This is a genomic window from Aquitalea magnusonii (genome assembly GCF_002217795.2).
Classification (GTDB): domain Bacteria; phylum Pseudomonadota; class Gammaproteobacteria; order Burkholderiales; family Chromobacteriaceae; genus Aquitalea; species Aquitalea magnusonii_B.
The window spans coordinates 1,124,427-1,141,698 of the sequence record NZ_AP018823.1; the positions used below are offsets into that span (position 1 = coordinate 1,124,427).

Genomic DNA, 17,272 nt, shown 5'->3' on the forward strand with positions numbered 1-17,272 from the left:
GGAAATAGCTAATGGCTGATAAAAACAGCAACGAAAAACTTCTGTATTGCTCTTTCTGCGGCAAGAGCCAGCATGAAGTCCAGCGTCTGATCGCCGGCCCCCAGGTCTTTATCTGCAATGAGTGCGTTGAGTTGTGCAACGACATCATTCGTGAAGAACTGGAAAAAGTGGTCGGTGAAATCGGTGAGGCAGCCACTGCTTCGACGACTTTGCCGACGCCGCAGGAAATCCGTGCCGATCTTGACCAATACATCATTGGCCAGGATTTTGCCAAGAAAACCCTGTCGGTTGCCGTGTACAACCACTACAAGCGGCTGTACACCCCGGCAAGCGACAAGGATGAGGTTGAGCTGGCCAAGAGTAATATCTTGCTGGTTGGCCCTACTGGTTCCGGCAAGACCTTGCTGGCACAGTCGCTGGCACGCCTGCTGGATGTGCCGTTCGTGATTGCGGATGCCACCACGCTGACCGAAGCCGGTTACGTGGGGGAAGACGTTGAGCACATCATCCAGAAGCTGCTGCAAAAGTGCGACTACGATGTGGAAAAGGCCCAGCGCGGCATTGTCTATATCGATGAAATCGACAAGATCTCGCGCAAGTCGGAAAACCCGTCCATCACCCGTGATGTTTCCGGTGAGGGTGTGCAGCAGGCCTTGCTTAAGCTGATCGAAGGAACGGTTGCCTCCATTCCGCCGCAAGGTGGGCGCAAGCATCCGAACCAGGAATTCATTCAGGTGGATACCACCAATATCCTGTTCATTTGCGGTGGTGCGTTTGATGGTCTGGAAAAGATCATCCGCCGCCGCTCGGAAAAGGGTGGCATCGGTTTTGGCGCGGAAGTCAGCTCCAAGGATGACAGCAAGTCCACCTCGGCCTTGTTCAAGGAGGCTGAGCCGGAAGACCTCATCCGTTTTGGTCTGATTCCCGAACTGATTGGCCGTCTGCCTGTGGTGGCCACGCTGGAAGAGCTGGACGAAGAGGCCATGGTCACCATCCTGACCCAGCCGAAGAATGCATTGATCAAGCAGTATCAGCGCTTGTTCCGCATGGAAAACGTCGAGTTGGAAGTACGCCCGTCCGCATTGCGCGTTATTGCCAAACAGGCACTGATTCGCAAGACCGGTGCGCGTGGCTTGCGTTCCATCATCGAGCGCGTGCTGCTGGATACCATGTATGAGCTGCCTTCCATGGAAAATGTGGAAAAAGTCGTGGTGGATGAAAAGGTTATCGAAAAGGGTGAAAAGCCTTTGTTCATCTATCGCGATAAGGATGAGCAGGTTCAGTCCGCCTGAGTTGACTCTGTAACAGGCAAAGCCGCCCTTAAGGGGCGGTTTTCTTTTGTAATGCCGCCAAACTGATTTAGTATGGGGTGTTGATTTTCAGCATGACTGCCCCATCTTTCATGCAATGTTTCACGTACGCAAGGTTAGGTGATATGCCCCAACCCGCAGAACTCCGCGAAGAAACCACATTGCCCCTGCTCCCGCTGCGGGATGTGGTTGTTTTCCCCCACATGGTCATCCCGCTGTTTGTCGGCAGGGCCAAGTCCATTCGTGCCCTGGAAAGCGCCATGGATGAAGGCAAGCAGGTGTTGCTGGTTGCCCAGCGCTCTGCCTCCAAGGACGAACCTGAAGCGGATGACCTTTACAGCGTCGGCACGATAGCCTCGGTGCTGCAAATGCTCAAGCTCCCTGACGGCACGGTAAAAGTGCTGGTCGAGGGGCGTCAGCGTGCGCAAATTTCCCAGGTTGAAGAGGATGGTGGCTGCTTTGTTGGCACCCTTACTCCGCTGGCCGCTGACGGTGAGGACTCCACTGAGTCTGAAGCCATGCGCCGCGCCTTGCTGGCCCAGTTTGAACAGTACGTCAAACTCAACAAGAAAATTCCTCCTGAGGTCATGACCTCTCTGGCAGGCATTGAGCGTGCCGGACGGATGGCGGATACCATCGTTGCCCATCTGCCGCTCAAGCTGGAGCAAAAGCAGGAAGTGCTGGAGATGTTCGATGTGCGCGCTCGACTGGAGCATTTGCTGTCCCAGCTCGAGGGTGAGATCGATATCCTGCAGGTGGAAAAGCGCATCCGTGGTCGCGTCAAGCGCCAGATGGAAAAGAGTCAGCGCGAGTACTACCTCAACGAGCAGGTCAAGGCCATCCAGAAAGAGCTGGGTGACATGGATGAGGTTAGCGATCTTGATGAGCTTGAGAAGAAGATTCGTCTGGCTGGCATGCCCAAGGAAGCCAAGGACAAGGTCAGTGCCGAGCTTAAAAAGCTCAAGATGATGTCGCCGATGTCGGCTGAAGCCACGGTGGTGCGCAACTACATCGATACCCTGCTTGAGTTGCCGTGGAAGAAGAAGACCAAGATCAACAAGGATGTGGCCAATGCCGAGTCCGTGCTGGATGAAGACCACTTTGGCCTGGAAAAGGTCAAAGAGCGCATTCTGGAGTACCTGGCGGTGCAGCAGCGGGTGGACAAGCTCAAGGCACCGATTCTCTGCCTGGTAGGCCCTCCGGGCGTGGGTAAGACTTCGCTGGGCCAGTCCATTGCCCGCGCCACCAATCGCAAGTTCGTGCGCATGGCACTGGGCGGTGTGCGGGATGAGTCCGAGATTCGTGGTCATCGTCGTACCTATATTGGCTCCATGCCAGGCAAGGTATTGCAGAACATGAGCAAGGTTGGGGTGAAGAACCCGCTGTTCCTGTTGGATGAGGTGGACAAAATGGGTGCTGATTTCCGTGGCGATCCCTCATCTGCCTTGCTGGAAGTGCTGGATCCGGAGCAGAATCACTCTTTTGTCGATCACTACGCCGAGGTTGAGTACGACCTGTCGGATGTGATGTTTGTCGCAACCGCCAACTCCTTGAACATCCCGCATGCCCTGCTTGATCGGATGGAAATCATCCGACTGGCTGGTTACACCGAGGACGAGAAGGTCAATATCGCGCTGAAGTATTTGGTACCGAAGCAGATGAAGGCCAACGGGGTGCAGGAAGGCGAGCTTGTTGTGCAAGAAAGCGCCTTGCGCGACATCGTGCGCTACTACACGCGTGAAGCTGGCGTGCGTAGCCTGGACCGGGAAATCGCCAAGATTTGCCGCAAGGTGGTAACGGGAGCGCTGCTTGGCAAGAGCAAGGCCGCCAAAGTAACGGTAAACGCCAAGAATCTGGACAAGTATCTGGGTGTACATCGTTTTGATTATGGTGTGGCCGAGAAGGAAAACCGTATCGGACAGGTTACCGGTCTGGCCTGGACCGAAGTGGGTGGCGAGCTGCTGACCATTGAAGCGGTATCGCTGCCGGGCAAGGGTAATATCGTGCGTACCGGCCAGTTGGGCGAGGTGATGCAAGAGTCGATTACCGCGGCGATGAGTGTGGTGCGCAGTCGTTCGCGCACATTGGGCATTAAGCCCGATTTTCATGAAAAACATGACATGCACATTCACGTGCCGGAAGGTGCAACACCCAAGGATGGACCGAGTGCCGGTATCGCGATGACAACCGCAATTGTTTCCGTTCTGGCGGGAATTCCGGTACGCTCTGATGTTGCCATGACCGGTGAGATTACCTTGCGCGGTGAAGTGCTGCCCATCGGTGGACTGAAGGAAAAACTGCTTGCCGCACATCGTGGTGGAATCAAGCATGTATTGATTCCGCACGGCAATGCCAAGGATTTGGTGGATATTCCTGCCAACATCAAGCAGAAGCTGGAAATTCATCCTGTTAAGTGGATCGACGAGGTATTGGCCCTGGCACTTGAGCGTCAGCCCGAACCCTTGCCCGAAGAAACGAAGCCGGACGAGTTGCACCCCGCATCGGAAGGTGCGTCTGGTGTATCCGTAATGACGCATTAAAAATCAGTATGTTGCAGCCGTAGTTAAATTACCGGGCCGCTTGTGCTTTCCAGCCGGGTTTGCCAAATGGCAATAATCCGCTGGAAGCCGCTTGACACAAGGATTTTGACCTTGCTATAAAGCAAGCGGTTTTTATCCGAATTACGTAGACCGAAGAACGACGAAAGGGGACTTACGTGAACAAGTCTGAACTGATTGATGCAATCGCCGCTGAAGCCGATATTTCCAAAGCTGCAGCTGCCAAGGCACTGGATGGTATGGTTGCCGCTGTTACCGACGCCCTGAAAAAAGGCGACACCGTGACTCTGGTAGGTTTTGGCACTTTCTATGTTGGCGAGCGTGCTGAGCGCAGCGGTCGCAACCCGAAAACCGGCGAAACCATCAAGATCCCGGCTGCACGTTCTCCGAAGTTCCGTGCTGGCAAGGCACTGAAAGACGCGCTATAATATCCAACCTTGTCGTTAGAAATAGCGGCAAGGTTTTATAGCGGGCGTTTAGCTCAGTTGGTAGAGCGTCTGCCTTACAAGCAGAATGTCGGCGGTTCGACTCCGTCAACGCCCACCATAGTTTGGAGTGGTAGTTCAGTTGGTTAGAATACCGGCCTGTCACGCCGGGGGTCGCGGGTTCGAGTCCCGTCCACTCCGCCAGAATCTACAGAAAAGGTGAACGTGTTCAGTCGTTCACCTTTTTTTTTACCATTGGGGTGGCTCGCGCCGATATCGCCATGTTCGATTTTGTTCAGAATAATAAAATTGCCATTCAAGTCATTCTGGGCGCGGTAGCGCTGACCTTTGTTGGCTTTGGCGTGGGGAGCTATACCTCCGCCGTGGATGATCCATATCTGGTCAAGGTAGGATCGGCCAAGATTTACAAACGCGATCTTGATCGTATTCTGGAGGGGCAGCCCTCTGACGCAGCAACACGTCAACAAGCCTTGGATGACCTGATCCGTCAGGACTTGCTGCTGGCGGCCGCTCAGGATGGTGGCGCTACCGTCAGTCCCGAGCAATTGCGCAAAGTCATTGCTGGTATAGCTGAGCTGCAGGAAAACGGTCAGTTCAGCGCTGCGCGTTACAAGGAATTCCTGGCGGCACGCAATCTGTCGCCCGAGGCTTTTGAAGCCAAAATCAGCCGTGACATCATGCTGCAAAACCAGATCAATAATTTTGCTGGCACTGGTTTTGTTTCCCGCAGTATGGTGGAGCGCATGGGGGGGCTGATGGCGCAGGAGCGCCAAGTGCGTCTGCTGCTGTTGAAGCCGGCAGATTTTGCCTCCCAAGTCAAAACCGACGATGCTGCCCTAAAGGCATTTTACGATGCCAACGCCAAGCGTTTCCGTACGGCTGAATCGGTCAAACTGGATTATGTCGTATTGTCGCCGCAAGCCGTTGCTGACGGTTTGACTGTCAGTGATGCAGAGGTGAAGCAATATTACGAGCAGCACAAGGCTGATCTGGCTGGTGAAGAGCGCCGTGCCTCACATATCCTGCTGAGCGTACCCAAGGATGCCAAGCCGGCAGACAAGGCCAAAGTTAAAGCTGAAGCCGAATCCCTGCTCAAACAACTGCGTGCAGATCCCAGCAAGTTTGCCGAGTTGGCCAAGTCCAAATCTCAAGATCCGGGCTCTGCGGCCAATGGGGGTGATCTGGGCTTCTTTGCCCGTGGTGCGATGGTCAAGCCGTTTGATGATGTGGTGTTCCGCATGCAGCCGGGTAAGATCAGTGAAGTGGTGGAAACCGAATATGGCTATCACATCATCAAGCTGGATGAGGTGAAGCAGCCGGATTTTGCTGCGGTAAAAGCGGCGGTAGAAGCCAAGTTGAAACAGCAGAAAGCCGCAGGCCAACTGCGCAGCATGGCCGACAAGCTGGCTGAGGTGGCGTATCAGCAGGCTGATTCGCTCAAGGGTGTGCAAGATGCCCTCAAGCTGCAAATCAAGCATTCTGACTGGTTGTCGCGCGACAAGAAATCCACGGATCCGGTGCTGGCAAATCCCAAGGTGCTGGATGCAGCATTCAGTGATGATGTACTGAAGAAAAAGCACAATAGCGAACCGGTGGATATCGGTGGCGGTAATCTGGTGGTGGTGCGTGTGGCTGATCATCAGCCAGAGCGTCAGCAGAAGCTGGATGAAGTGCGTGATGGCATCAAGAATGAGCTGATTGCTACCCAGGGGGCCAAACTGGCAGAGAAGCAGGGGCAGGCCTTGCTGGCACAGCTTAAGTCAGGCAAGGGTATTGATGCGCAGAAGTGGAGTGAGCCGCTGACCATATCGCGCCGTAATCCTGGAGCCATGGCCGCTGCTGACGTGCGTGCGGTGTTTGCAGCACAGAGCAGCCCGCTGCCATCATTTGCCGGTAGCAAGCATGATAATGGTGACTACGCCATTTATCAGATCGCCAGTGTCGCGCCTGGTGCTGCAGTAACGGATGAAGAGCGTACACAGTTGGCTGCTGCCATGGTGCAGATGACTGCGCGCAGTCAGCTTGGCAGCTATCTGGAAACCTTGCGGCAGAAATACCCGGTCAAGATGGGCAAGCAGCAGCTTAACGATCAGAGTGAGCAATAAGGGCATGACAGGCAAGGCCATAACCGGCCTTGCCGCCTGCTGCATTGCCATGCAATAAAAAAAGGGCCGAAAGGCCCTTTAATGCTGTCTGGTAATGGCTCAGGCTGCGAAGTTCTTGGCAGCAAAATCCCAATTAACCAGCTTCCAGAAGCTGTCCAGATAGTTAGGACGGCTGTTGCGGTAGTCGATGTAGTAGGCGTGTTCCCACACATCACAGGTCAGGATCGGGGTCTTGTCGGTGGTCAGCGGAGTGGCGGCATTGCTGGTGGATACCAGGTCCAACGAGCCATCGCTGTTCTTTACCAGCCAAGCCCAGCCGGAGCCGAAGGTGCCAACGGCAGTCTGGGTAAAGGCTTTTTTGAACTCTTCGAAGGAGCCCCACTTGGCGTTGATGGCATCAGCCAGTGCGCCGGTCGGTTCGCCACCCGCATTCGGTGCCAGGCCAAACCAGTAGAAAGTGTGGTTCCATACCTGAGCGGCATTATTGAAGATGCCACCGGAAGATTTCTTGACGATTTCTTCCAGCGAGGCATTTTCAAACTCGGTGCCCTTGATCAGGTTGTTGAGGTTGGTGATGTAGGTCTGATGATGCTTGCCGTAGTGGAATTCCAGGGTTTCCTTGGAGATGTGGGGGGCCAGCGCATCCAGTGCGTAAGGCAGTTCCGGCAGTTTGTGTTCCATCATGCTCTCCTTGTTGAGAATTGGGCTTGCGAAATTGCGAAAGCCGTATCTAGCGGATTACTGTAACAGCAAGTGTACTGGATTCAACTGTTGATCGCCAATAGTTGACTAAATAAGTAAAGTAAGAAAATGAATAAGTCATACGATGTCGTGGTGCTGGGTGCCGGGGCGGCTGGCATGATGTGTGCAGCCATCGCGGGCCAGCGTGGGCGCAAGGTTTTGCTGCTTGACCATGCAGAGAAATTGGCAGAGAAAATCAGAATTTCTGGTGGTGGTCGCTGTAATTTCACCAATATCGATGCCAGACCAGATCGCTATATTTCAGAAAATTCTCATTTTTGCCGTTCGGCACTGGCACAGTTTGGTCCGCAGAACTTTATAGCCATGATTGAAGGCCATGGCATCGCCTATCACGAAAAGAAACTGGGCCAGTTGTTTTGTGATGACTCCAGTCAGCAGGTCATCGATATGCTGGACGCCGAATGTCAAAAAGGCGGGGTGGTCCGTCAGATGGGTATCAGCATTGGTGCTGTTCGCAAGGATGAGGCCGGTTTGTTCTGGGTGGAAACCTCTGTGGGTGTCTTCGGTGCAACGGCCCTTGTGGTGGCCACCGGCGGCTTGTCCATCCCGCAAATCGGCGCAACACCGCTGGGCTACCGTATTGCCGAGCAGTTTGGGTTGCCGGTAACAGGGCTGAGTCCTGCTCTGGTGCCGCTGACTTTCCATGTAGCGGATGCCGAGGCTTTTGCTCCCTTGGCCGGGGTGTCGCTGGATGTGGAAGTGCGCGCCGGCAAGGGGCGTTTTCGTGAGCAGATCCTGTTTACCCATAAAGGCTTGTCTGGTCCGGCCATCCTGCAGATTTCCTCTTACTGGGAACCGGGCATGGATGTGGTGATCAATCTGCTGCCGGACTGTGACGTCCAGGCATTTCTGGACGAGCGGCAAAGCAGTGAACAACTGGTGAGCAACGCGCTGGCCGAGCTGGGTTGGCCCAAGCGTTTTGCCGAGGCGTGGTTGAGCCGGCTGGGTTTCAATGTCCGGCTGAAGGATTTGTCGCCCAAAAAGCGCTTGCAGCTGGCTGAACAGGTACAGCATTGGCGCATCAAGCCCAATGGCACCCAGGGTTACAAGAAGGCTGAGGTGACGCGCGGCGGGGTTTCCACCAAAGCGCTATCTTCCAAAACCATGGCAGCCAAGGATGTTCCGGGTTTGTTCTTTATCGGCGAAGTGGTTGATGTCACCGGCTGGTTGGGTGGTTACAACTTTCAGTGGGCGTGGTCATCCGGCTATGTGGCCGGCAAAAACTGCTAGAATTGCCGTCTTATCCCATGCTGTTGCCTGTTGCACATTTCATTGAGTCTCCATGACCGAACAGTACGAAAATTTTGATGGTGCCATGGCATCCCTGCGCACACCGCCACATTCGACCGAGGCCGAGCAGTCGGTCCTTGGCGGTTTGATGCTGGATAATGGCGCTTTCGACAAGATTGCCGACGTTGTCTCCGAGGCCGACTTCTATCGTCACGACCACAAACTCATTTTCAAGCACATAGCGCGCTTGATCGAGCTGGGGCGTCCTGCCGATGTTGTCACGGTATCCGAGGTGCTGGACAAGAACGCCGAGCTGGCAGATGTGGGCGGTCTGTCTTACCTGGCAACGCTGGCGCAGAACACGCCGTCGGCCGCCAATATCCGTCGCTATGCGGAAATCGTGCGCGAACGTTCCATCATGCGTCAGTTGGCGGTGGTTGGGGCGGAGATTGCCGAATCGGCATACACGCCACAAGGACGCGATGCTGCCCAGTTGCTGGACGAGGCTGAAGGCAAGGTGTTCCAGATTGCCGAATCCACTGCCAAGTCCAAGCAGGGTTTTCTGGAAATGCCGGGCTTGCTCAAAGAGGTGGTCGAGCGGATTGACATGCTGTACAGCCGGGATAATCCGGACGAAGTCACTGGTATTCCCACTGGCTTTATCGATCTGGATGCCAAGACATCCGGCCTGCAGCCGGGGGATTTGGTCATCGTTGCCGGGCGTCCGTCCATGGGTAAAACCGCTTTCTCGATGAATATTGCCGAGCATGTGGCGGTGGAGGCACATTTGCCGGTGGCCGTGTTCTCCATGGAAATGGGCGGGGCACAGTTGGTGATGCGGATGCTCGGCTCGGTTGGACGGCTGGATCAGCATGTGTTGCGTACCGGCAAGCTGGGTGACGAGGACTGGCAAAAACTCACCTACGCCATTGGCAAGCTGTCTGAAGCGCCGATGTATATTGACGAAACCCCGGCACTCACCGCTCTGGAACTACGTGCCCGTGCCCGCCGTCTGGCACGCCAGCATGGCGGCAAGCTTGGCTTGATCGTGATCGACTATTTGCAGCTGATGTCGGGTTCGGGGCGTGGGGATAACCGCACCGCCGAACTGGGTGAAATTTCGCGTGGCCTGAAAGGCCTGGCCAAGGAGTTGCAGGTGCCGGTGATTGCGCTGTCGCAGCTATCGCGTGCGGTGGAGCAGCGTCCCAATAAGCGCCCGATGATGTCTGACTTGCGGGAATCCGGCGCAATCGAACAGGATGCCGATATCATCATCTTCATGTATCGCGAAGAGTACTACAACCCGGAAAACGCGGAAGTGAAGGGTATGGCCGAGGCCATCATCGGCAAGCATCGTAACGGCCCTACCGGTGCGGTGCGGCTGGCATTTGTCGGCAAGCATGCCAAGTTTGAGAATGCCGCCACGCTGGGTATCAGCGGTTGGGCGGACAGCGACGGCTAAGCCTGTCGGTTAGCAAGAGTCAGGGTGTGCATTCCTACAGGAAAGGTAGTTCATGAGCTTTTTCGACCAACATGTATTTATCTGCTGCAACCAGCGTGCTGCCGGAGAAGATTGCTGCAATAACCACGGTTCCAGCGAACTGCTGGGCTATATGAAGGACCGGGTCAAGGCATTGGGGCTGGCGGGGGAAGGCAAGGTCCGCATCAACAAGGCTGGTTGTCTGGGGCGTTGTGATGATGGTCCGGTGATGGTGGTGTATCCGCAAGAGACCTGGTACACCTTTATCGACCGCGAAGACATCGACGAAATCATCGATGAGCACGTAGTGGCTGGGCGTATTGTTGAAAGGTTGAAGATCTGATGTTGAAAGCCCTGAACAAGTGTGTGATTCCCGGCCCGGTAGGCGAGTTGGAGACCATCGTGGTATTGCCGCAAGGCGAGCCGCAGGGAATTGCCGTCATTTGCCATCCCAACCCGCTGCAGGGGGGCACCAATACCAATAAGGTGGTGCAGACAGCCGCCAAGGCGCTGTCACAGTTGGGTTATGCCTGCTACTGTCCTAACCTGCGCGGGGTGGGGGAGAGTGGTGGTCAGCATGACCATGGGGTTGGCGAGGTGGAGGATGTCATTGCCGTGGTCGAGCATGCCCGCACCGTGCATGGCCAGTTGCCGCTGGCACTGGCAGGGTTTTCGTTTGGTGGTTTTGTGGCAGCGCGTACCCGTGCCGTGATTGAGGCTGACAAGTTGTTGCTGATGGGCGTGGCGGTTGGCAAGTATGAAATCCCCACACCGCCAGTGCCGGCAAATACGCTGGTGATCCACGGAGAGGAAGACGAGGTGATTCCACTGTCTGCGGTGTTGGATTGGGCGCGCCCGCAGGACTTGCCTGTCCTGGTATTCCCTGGGGCGGGGCATTTCTTCCATGGCAAGCTGATCAAACTGGGGCAAATGATTCAGCGCTGTTGGTAAGCCGCTGTTGCCAATATGAAAATAGCCAGTCTGTTGACTGGCTATTTTTAATTAGCGGTGCAGATCGCCTGCCGCTTCAGGCTGGTAGGTGACTTCCAGCACGGTGAGTCGGGTTTGACCTGCCAGCGTGGGCCAATCAATCGACTGGCCTTCGGCCAGGCCTAGCAGTGCTGCGCCAACTGGGGCCAGAACAGAAACATGCCCTGCAGTGCCATCCGCCTGATTAGGGTAGACCAGTGTCAGCAGTTTTTCTTCGCCACTTTGTTCGATACGCACGCGCGCCGTACTGTTCATGGTGATGATGCCGGCCGGAATGTCTTCCGGCTCTACCACTTCGGCACGTTCCAGCTCGGCTTCCAGCGCTGCCAGCGTTGTCTTGTCCTGTGCTGGCGTACGCTCCATCCAGGCTGCCAGCCTTTCGTAATCAAGACTGGAAACAATGATGGATGGTTGGCTGGGCATGGTTGACTCCTTCTCGCAATAAAAAACACAGGCATTTTCAATGCCTGTGCGCATGGTGGTAAATGAAGTATTGGAGTTGGAGTGTCTGAACGACGGAAAGTTGCCTCTGTCCTAGCCAAGCAGGCTGAGTGTGCTGCGTTGCGAAAGATTGGCTTGCGCCTGCACGGCGATGGCGGATTGGCTAAGGATTTGCTGCTGCACCAATTGCGCAGTTGCTGCGGCAAAGTCGGTGTCACTGATGCGACTGTTGGCGGCCTGTGCATTGAGCGAGGCATTCTGCAAATTACTGATGGCCGTGGAAAACTGATTGCTGGCTGTCCCCATCTGGGTGCGTGAGCTGGCAATGGTGTTCAGGTCGGACTCAATCTTGGACTGTGCGGCAATGGCATTTGCCGGGCTGGATATATCGATGGTGCCGGTGGCTGACAGATTGGCATTGTAGCTGTTGAGGCCGCCACTGGATGGGGACGCTGACAGATTGCTGGTGCTGACATTGATCTGATTGCTGTTGTTTCCATCCGGACCAACCTGGAACTGCAGGCTGTTATTGCTACTCAGCAATGCCGTGCCATTGTATTGGGTGCTTTGAATGATGGCCGAGTTGCTTTGGGTGAGCTGATCCACCTGTTGTTGCAAAGCTTGGCGGTTGCTGCTGCTAAGTGCTGCATTGCCAGCCTGTATCGCCAGCTCCTGAATCTGCTGGCTATTGCTTTGTAATTGCGACAAGGCACCATCGGCGGTCTGAACCAGTGAAATCCCATCCAGTGCGTTACTGCTGGCCTGATTGTCGCCACGAATCTGCGCCTCCAGGGATTGCGACAAGGCGGTATTGGCTGCATTGACCGCAGCGCTGTTCAACTGGCTGCCGGATGCCAGTTGGGCCAGAGTCTGCTCGGTATTCTTGCGCGACTTGTCCAGTTGGGTCTGGGCATTCAGGGCGCCAAGGTTGCTGTTGATGCCAAGCATGCAATGCTCACTTTATGCTGTCAGATCATGTGTTTGACTATAGCGCTGTCGATGCGTATTAACCAGTTTTTACATGCAAAAACACCCGCTGGTAGCGGGTGTGGTATGCATTGATGCGGTGTTTGCAGGTGTTGCCAGTTAGCGGCTTGGCTTTGCGGGGGTGCCGGCCGACTGAGTGAGTACTTCGTAGCCGGTTTCGGTAACCAGAATGGTGTGCTCCCACTGTGCCGACAGGCTGCGGTCCTTGGTGGCGACTGTCCAGCCATCGCCCATCATGCGCAGATGGCGTTTGCCTTGGTTGATCATCGGTTCGATGGTGAAGATCATGCCGGCTTCCAGCTTCAGGCCAGTGCCTGGACGACCGTAGTGCAGCACTTGTGGTTCCTCGTGGAAGCGCTTGCCAATGCCGTGTCCGCAGAACTCTTGTACTACGCTGTAACCGCTGCTCTCGGCATATTGCTGAATGGCATAGCCGATATCACCCAGCGTGGCGCCTGGTTTGACCTTTTCGATGCCGCGCCACATGCATTCATAAGTAATCTTGCACAGGCGGCGGGCGTGTTCGCTGACTTCACCGACATAGAACATGCGGCTGGTGTCGCCGTGGTAACCATCCTTGATGACGGTAATGTCGATGTTCATGATGTCGCCGTTCTTCAGAGGCTTGTCATTGGGAATGCCATGGCACACCACGCTGTTGATCGAGGTGCAGATGGACTTGGGGTAGGGGTTGTGGCCGTCCGGCGCGTAGTTGAGCGGAGCCGGAATGCAGCCTTGCACATTGACCATGTAGTCATGGCAAAGCTTGTCGATGGCCTCGGTGGTGACACCGGGTTTGACGAAAGGAGTGATGTAGTCGAGTACTTCGGAAGCCAGCTTGCCGGCGATACGCATTTTCTCGATATCGGCGGGAGTTTTCAGTTCAACGCTCATTGTGGTGGTCTTGGTGTGTGCGGCAATGTTCCATTCTAGCAAATGATGAAAAAACGGGCATCCATGGGATGCCCGTTTTCACGTTTGTCACTAAACAGTGTTCAGCTTAGAACGCAACTTTCAGACCAACACCGAAGGCTTGCGGATCAACACCCTTGGAAAGCGAAGCACCGGAATTGCCAACGTTCGAAGTGTAGATCGGAGTGTTAGCAAAGTTGGCGTTCTGAGAGGCTTTGTTGGTGATCTTGGTGTAGTAGCTGAACACCTTGGTGGTCTTGCTCAGGTTGTAGTCAGCACCCAGCGCCCACTGATGCGCTTTGTAATCACCTTCAGTACCTGCGGCTGCACCTTTCAGGCGACCCAGCGAACTGTATTCCAGCTTCAGGGTGGCTGCACCGATATCTTGGCCAACGGACAGAGTCCAGTCGTCCTGCTTCAGCGTATTGCCACTGTTGTTGGAATCAAAGCGACCAAATTCATAACCAGCACCTACAAAAGTGCCGGTGGCAAATTTGTAGCTGGTAGCCAGTTTGTAGAAGGTGGTGTTTTTGCCGGATACGTTGCTGGAAGAGTTGGCACTGCTCAGTGCCTTGTCATTCTGGCGATCCCAGCCAGCAGCAACTTGCAGGCCACCATTGGTGTAGTTGGCTGCCAAGGAGATGCGGGAAGCGTTGGTTTGTGCGCTGTTTACGTCCAGAGCACGGGTCTCATCCACACCGTAGGATAGGCCAAACTGGAAGCCGGACCAGTTCGGGGAGAAGTAGTGAATGGAGTTTTTCAGGCGAGTTTCGGCGCGGCTGTAAACCTGGCTGGAGCCGTTGTTTTCAGCGGTGGTATCGCCAAACAGGTTCAGGCCGATGTTGGTCAGGGTTTTGTATGCAGTGTCGTTTTGACCCAGCAGTACCTTACCGAAGGTGCCGTTGTCCAGGCCAACAAAGCTGTTGCGGGTGGCGAAGGTGGCGGTTTCGCCCTTGTCGTTGGTGCCGCCCTGTTCAAAGTACTTCAGGCTGCTTTCAACCTGCCAGATGGCCTTGGTGCCATTGCCCAGGTCTTCATTGCCCTTGAAACCGATGCGGGAGTTGTCATCAACGACACGGGTACGGGACTTGTAGTCACCAGCTGTATTCGCGCTTGCGCCAGTAGCTTTGGTGGATTCGATGCTGCTGCTCAGGAAACCATAAATGGTTACGTCAGCGTGAGCGGCGAACGGAACGGCGAACAGGGTTGCAACCAGTGCGGCTAGGCTTTTCTTGTGCATCATCAGTGCTCCATCAGGGGTTTTGTGTTTCGTTATGCGTACTGGCTGTGGCGGAACTCTATGTATGAGCCGTCCAGCACGTCAGTACTGTCGAAGTTTAACCACAAAATGTGACGCTGATGTTGCAGTAATGATGCAGATCAAGCCTCGCCAAACCGGATTTGTTGTATTTACGCCAAAAACTTGTTGGGGTAGATCTCGTCGATCAGGGTTCGACAATCGACAATACGCAAATCATTGTCCTTGGCGAAGTCCATCAGAAACTGAAAGACCTGCGGATCGATCTTCTGCAGCTTCTTGTCGACGGCCACGCAACGCACGCCCTCAAGCAGCATCGGGCGTACGTAGGCGTGGTAGGAAAGTTTCTGATCGCCACCGAAAGAGGCCAGGATGCCTGCCAGACGTTCGGCCCAGTCGCTGGGGCGGAAGGTGCGGCCTTCGGAGGTGAGTCCCTGGATGACTACTTCATATGGATTGCAAATCATGGTGATGAACCGGGTGTGCTTTTAAGGTGTGGTCTCTGTATTTATCTATAGCAAAGACAGGATTTTTGTTTTGGTCTGTCTTTGTTGCAGGGCAATAGCGGGTTTACCCGCAATTTTACCTGAAAATCAGATGCGCTTGAATGGCGGTAACGAGGCTAACAATTTTTTTCCGTAACTTTGTTTCACCAGACGGTTGTCCAGAATGGTGACACGGCCGTAATCCCGCTCGGTGCGTATCAGCCGGCCGACTGCCTGAATCAGTTTGATGGATGCCTCCGGAACAGTGAGTTCGACAAAAGGGTTGCCACCGCGCTTTTCAATCCAGCGTGACAGGGTTTTCCCCACCGGATCATCCGGCATGGCAAACGGCAGTTTGGCAATGATAACGTGGACACAGCTTTCACCGGGTAAGTCCAGTCCCTCAGAAAAGGAATCCAGCCCGAAGATGACGCTGGCCTGGCTATTCTTGAGGCGGGTATGGTGGGTTTCCAGCAAGACCGATTTGGGAATCTCGCCCTGGATCAGCAACTGAGTGCGCAGGTTCTCCGGCAGCCCGGCTGCAACTTCCTGCATCTGCTTGCGTGAGGAGAACAGCACCAGCGTACCAACCGGTTCGGCAATATCCACCAGCTTGGGCAGCCATTCGACAATTTCGCGGGTATGGCCTTGTGGGTCCTTGGGGCTGGCCAGCATGGGCGGCAGGTAGAGTTCGCCTTGCTCGGTGAAGTTGAAGGGTGAATCCAGTGCCACACAGCTAACTTGGGGCAACCATTTCAGCCCGGTTTGCGATAGCAGCAGGTCAAATGCGCCGAGTGAGCGCAGGGTGGCCGAGGTGAGGACTGCTCCGGCGGCACGACGCCACAAGGTGGCTGCCAGGCTGGCGGCTGCGCTGACGGGGGAGGCGGAGAAAATATAGTCACCCTTGCCCTCGATGCGGCGGGTAATCCACTTGGCAATGGGCGGCGCGCTTTCTTCTGTTTCTTTTTCAAACAGGTCCCATACCGCCATCAGTTGCTCGGCCCGGCCATTGAGAAAGCCGATATCGGCGGCAGCTTTGTCAATTTGCGTGGTGTCGCTGCCTTTTTCCTTGCGCGCCTCGGTCAGTGCATCGTTCAGTGCGGACAGATGTTTGAAGATGGCGCGCGCGGCCATGGCCATATTGCGCGCTGGCTGTTGCAGACGTTCCGGCAATTGGCCGTCTTCCATCAGCCAGGTGGGTTCCATGTTTTCGCTGTTGGCGCTGAGGGACTCTTCGCCGCTGAGCAGCCACAACCATTCGTTCAGTGTTTCCATGCAGGCGCTGGCGGCATCCATGGCTTGTGTGGTGATTTCCACCTTGCCGGTCAGGGTTTCCACCCGTGCGGCAGTGGGCGCTACCTTGTCCAGCCAGCCCATGGCTTGGGCCAGTGAGTGTTCAGCCGAGAACTGGTTGATGGCCTTTTTGGCCAGATGGTGCGCCTCGTCAATACAGTAGTAGCTGTCTTCCGGTGCGGGCAGGATGACGCCGCCGCCCATCGAGACATCGGCCAGCATCAGGTCGTGGTTGGCGACGATGACATCCACGGTTTCCAGGGTGTCGCGCGCCAGGTAGAACGGGCATTCCGGCCGGTTGGGGCAGGCGGCTTTCAGGCAGCCGTGGCGGTCGTTGGTGACACGGCTCCACAGGCCGTCTTCGATCACTTCTTTCCAGGTGTCGCGGTCGCCATTCCAGCGCCGGTAGTAGAACTCATCCGCCATGCTGCGCAGGGCTTCAATTTCGCCAGCCTGTGGCTTGCGGTCCCACAATGCCAGCATCGGGTCCGGAGCCAGCAGTTGCCCCTGGGCATTTTCTGCGGTCAGGGCGTAGATGCGTTGCGGGCACAGATAACGGCCACGGCCCTTGGCCAGGGCAAAGGTCAGTGGCAGGCCGCTGTTTTCCACCACGAAGGGCAGGTCGCGGTTGACCAGTTGCTCTTGCAGGGCGACGGTGGCGCTGGTGACCACCAGCTTTTTGCCGCGCGACCTTGCCATGACGCCACCGGCCAGCAAATAAGCGAGGCTTTTGCCAACGCCGGTTGGCCCTTCGATCACCGCGATGCTTTCACCCTCGCGGTTGGGATAAGCATCGCCTTGCTTTTCCAGGCTGCGGGACAGGGCGTTGGCGATTTCGGCCAGCATGCGGCGTTGTGCCGCGCGCGGGCGAAAGCCGGGCAGGTTGTCGGCAATGGTGCGGTAGTGGTCGCGAATGGCGTCTTTTTCGGCATCGGTCAGCATGGCGCGATTGTACCGCAAGGAGGGGGTGGTTTAGGTGCTAAAGCGTCATGGATTTTCGTCTGCGCGCAAATGT

The 17,272-nt window shown here is 55.5% G+C and carries 15 protein-coding genes and 2 tRNA genes; 10 read left to right on the top strand and 7 right to left on the bottom strand.

The window, feature by feature from the left end; translation table 11 throughout:
- The first annotated feature begins 11 nt into the window (after positions 1–11).
- The 6 genes from clpX (at position 12) to DLM_RS05530 (ending at position 6,419) form a co-directional block, all read left to right on the top strand.
- Complete coding sequence (gene clpX / locus DLM_RS05505) at positions 12–1,292, top strand: ATP-dependent Clp protease ATP-binding subunit ClpX (protein WP_089085326.1); 1,281 nt, start codon at positions 12–14, stop codon at positions 1,290–1,292.
- 143 nt (positions 1,293–1,435) lie between these two features.
- Complete coding sequence (lon, locus tag DLM_RS05510; RefSeq protein ID WP_089085327.1) at positions 1,436–3,850, top strand: endopeptidase La; 2,415 nt, start codon at positions 1,436–1,438, stop codon at positions 3,848–3,850.
- A gap of 176 nt (positions 3,851–4,026) precedes the next feature.
- Entirely contained in the window at positions 4,027–4,296 is a 270-nt protein-coding gene (locus DLM_RS05515; protein WP_043572292.1) for an HU family DNA-binding protein, read from the top strand.
- Between the two features lie 42 nt (positions 4,297–4,338).
- Positions 4,339–4,414: transfer RNA gene (locus DLM_RS05520), tRNA-Val, on the top strand.
- A gap of 6 nt (positions 4,415–4,420) precedes the next feature.
- Positions 4,421–4,497, top strand: a tRNA-Asp gene (locus DLM_RS05525).
- A 77-nt stretch (positions 4,498–4,574) separates the two neighbouring features.
- Entirely contained in the window at positions 4,575–6,419 is a 1,845-nt protein-coding gene (locus DLM_RS05530) for a SurA N-terminal domain-containing protein (RefSeq protein WP_089085328.1), read from the top strand.
- A gap of 99 nt (positions 6,420–6,518) precedes the next feature.
- Here the strand turns inward: DLM_RS05530 and sodB are convergent, their stop codons facing one another.
- On the bottom strand, positions 6,519–7,100 hold the full coding sequence (gene sodB / locus DLM_RS05535) for a superoxide dismutase [Fe] (RefSeq protein ID WP_045848599.1): 582 nt from the start codon (positions 7,098–7,100) through the stop codon (positions 6,519–6,521).
- 129 nt (positions 7,101–7,229) lie between these two features.
- Here sodB and DLM_RS05540 point away from each other — a divergent pair, with 129 nt between their 5' ends.
- From DLM_RS05540 to DLM_RS05555, 4 genes are read left to right on the top strand one after another with little or no spacing between them, the layout of a single operon-like run.
- Positions 7,230–8,411, top strand: a complete 1,182-nt coding sequence (locus tag DLM_RS05540) for an NAD(P)/FAD-dependent oxidoreductase (protein WP_089085329.1) — start codon at positions 7,230–7,232, stop codon at positions 8,409–8,411.
- Positions 8,412–8,463: 52 nt separating this feature from the next.
- Entirely contained in the window at positions 8,464–9,873 is a 1,410-nt protein-coding gene (gene dnaB / locus DLM_RS05545; protein WP_089085330.1) for a replicative DNA helicase, read from the top strand.
- 52 nt (positions 9,874–9,925) lie between these two features.
- Entirely contained in the window at positions 9,926–10,234 is a 309-nt protein-coding gene (locus DLM_RS05550; protein ID WP_089085331.1) for a (2Fe-2S) ferredoxin domain-containing protein, read from the top strand.
- Positions 10,234–10,842 carry an alpha/beta hydrolase gene (locus DLM_RS05555; RefSeq protein ID WP_089085332.1) on the top strand — a complete coding sequence of 203 codons (609 nt, stop codon included), beginning with the start codon at positions 10,234–10,236 and terminating at the stop codon, positions 10,840–10,842. The genes DLM_RS05550 and DLM_RS05555 overlap by 1 nt, the downstream gene beginning before the upstream one ends.
- Positions 10,843–10,893: 51 nt before the next feature.
- Here DLM_RS05555 and rnk read toward each other — a convergent pair whose 3' ends face one another.
- From rnk to dinG, 6 genes are all read right to left on the bottom strand, one after another.
- Positions 10,894–11,304 (bottom strand): nucleoside diphosphate kinase regulator, encoded by a 411-nt coding sequence (gene rnk / locus DLM_RS05560; RefSeq protein ID WP_089085481.1) that lies wholly within the window; start codon positions 11,302–11,304, stop codon positions 10,894–10,896.
- A gap of 111 nt (positions 11,305–11,415) precedes the next feature.
- Entirely contained in the window at positions 11,416–12,270 is an 855-nt protein-coding gene (locus DLM_RS05565) for a flagellin (protein WP_089085333.1), read from the bottom strand.
- 138 nt (positions 12,271–12,408) lie between these two features.
- Positions 12,409–13,203: a type I methionyl aminopeptidase gene (gene map / locus DLM_RS05570; RefSeq protein ID WP_089085334.1), complete on the bottom strand. Its 795-nt coding sequence runs from the start codon at positions 13,201–13,203 to the stop codon at positions 12,409–12,411.
- 106 nt (positions 13,204–13,309) lie between these two features.
- On the bottom strand, positions 13,310–14,464 hold the full coding sequence (locus DLM_RS05575; RefSeq protein WP_231960084.1) for a porin: 1,155 nt from the start codon (positions 14,462–14,464) through the stop codon (positions 13,310–13,312).
- Positions 14,465–14,631: 167 nt separating this feature from the next.
- Complete coding sequence (locus DLM_RS05580; RefSeq protein ID WP_089085335.1) at positions 14,632–14,946, bottom strand: DUF3579 domain-containing protein; 315 nt, start codon at positions 14,944–14,946, stop codon at positions 14,632–14,634.
- Between the two features lie 126 nt (positions 14,947–15,072).
- Positions 15,073–17,199 carry an ATP-dependent DNA helicase DinG gene (gene dinG, locus DLM_RS05585; RefSeq protein ID WP_089085336.1) on the bottom strand — a complete coding sequence of 709 codons (2,127 nt, stop codon included), beginning with the start codon at positions 17,197–17,199 and terminating at the stop codon, positions 15,073–15,075.
- Positions 17,200–17,272: the final 73 nt, after the last annotated feature.

Bases quoted from the DNA above. Each gene is read 5' to 3' on its own strand.
- DLM_RS05575 (WP_231960084.1), bottom strand. From the start codon at position 14,464: ATGATGCACAAGAAAAGCCTAGCCGCACTGGTTGCAACCCTGTTCGCC.
- clpX (WP_089085326.1), top strand. From the start codon at position 12: ATGGCTGATAAAAACAGCAACGAAAAACTTCTGTATTGCTCTTTCTGC.
- DLM_RS05540 (WP_089085329.1), top strand. From the start codon at position 7,230: ATGAATAAGTCATACGATGTCGTGGTGCTGGGTGCCGGGGCGGCTGGC.
- map (WP_089085334.1), bottom strand. From the start codon at position 13,203: ATGAGCGTTGAACTGAAAACTCCCGCCGATATCGAGAAAATGCGTATC.
- DLM_RS05565 (WP_089085333.1), bottom strand. From the start codon at position 12,270: ATGCTTGGCATCAACAGCAACCTTGGCGCCCTGAATGCCCAGACCCAA.
- DLM_RS05555 (WP_089085332.1), top strand. From the start codon at position 10,234: ATGTTGAAAGCCCTGAACAAGTGTGTGATTCCCGGCCCGGTAGGCGAG.
- rnk (WP_089085481.1), bottom strand. From the start codon at position 11,304: ATGCCCAGCCAACCATCCATCATTGTTTCCAGTCTTGATTACGAAAGG.
- dinG (WP_089085336.1), bottom strand. From the start codon at position 17,199: ATGCTGACCGATGCCGAAAAAGACGCCATTCGCGACCACTACCGCACC.
- DLM_RS05550 (WP_089085331.1), top strand. From the start codon at position 9,926: ATGAGCTTTTTCGACCAACATGTATTTATCTGCTGCAACCAGCGTGCT.
- lon (WP_089085327.1), top strand. From the start codon at position 1,436: ATGCCCCAACCCGCAGAACTCCGCGAAGAAACCACATTGCCCCTGCTC.
- sodB (WP_045848599.1), bottom strand. From the start codon at position 7,100: ATGGAACACAAACTGCCGGAACTGCCTTACGCACTGGATGCGCTGGCC.
- DLM_RS05580 (WP_089085335.1), bottom strand. From the start codon at position 14,946: ATGATTTGCAATCCATATGAAGTAGTCATCCAGGGACTCACCTCCGAA.
- dnaB (WP_089085330.1), top strand. From the start codon at position 8,464: ATGACCGAACAGTACGAAAATTTTGATGGTGCCATGGCATCCCTGCGC.
- DLM_RS05530 (WP_089085328.1), top strand. From the start codon at position 4,575: ATGTTCGATTTTGTTCAGAATAATAAAATTGCCATTCAAGTCATTCTG.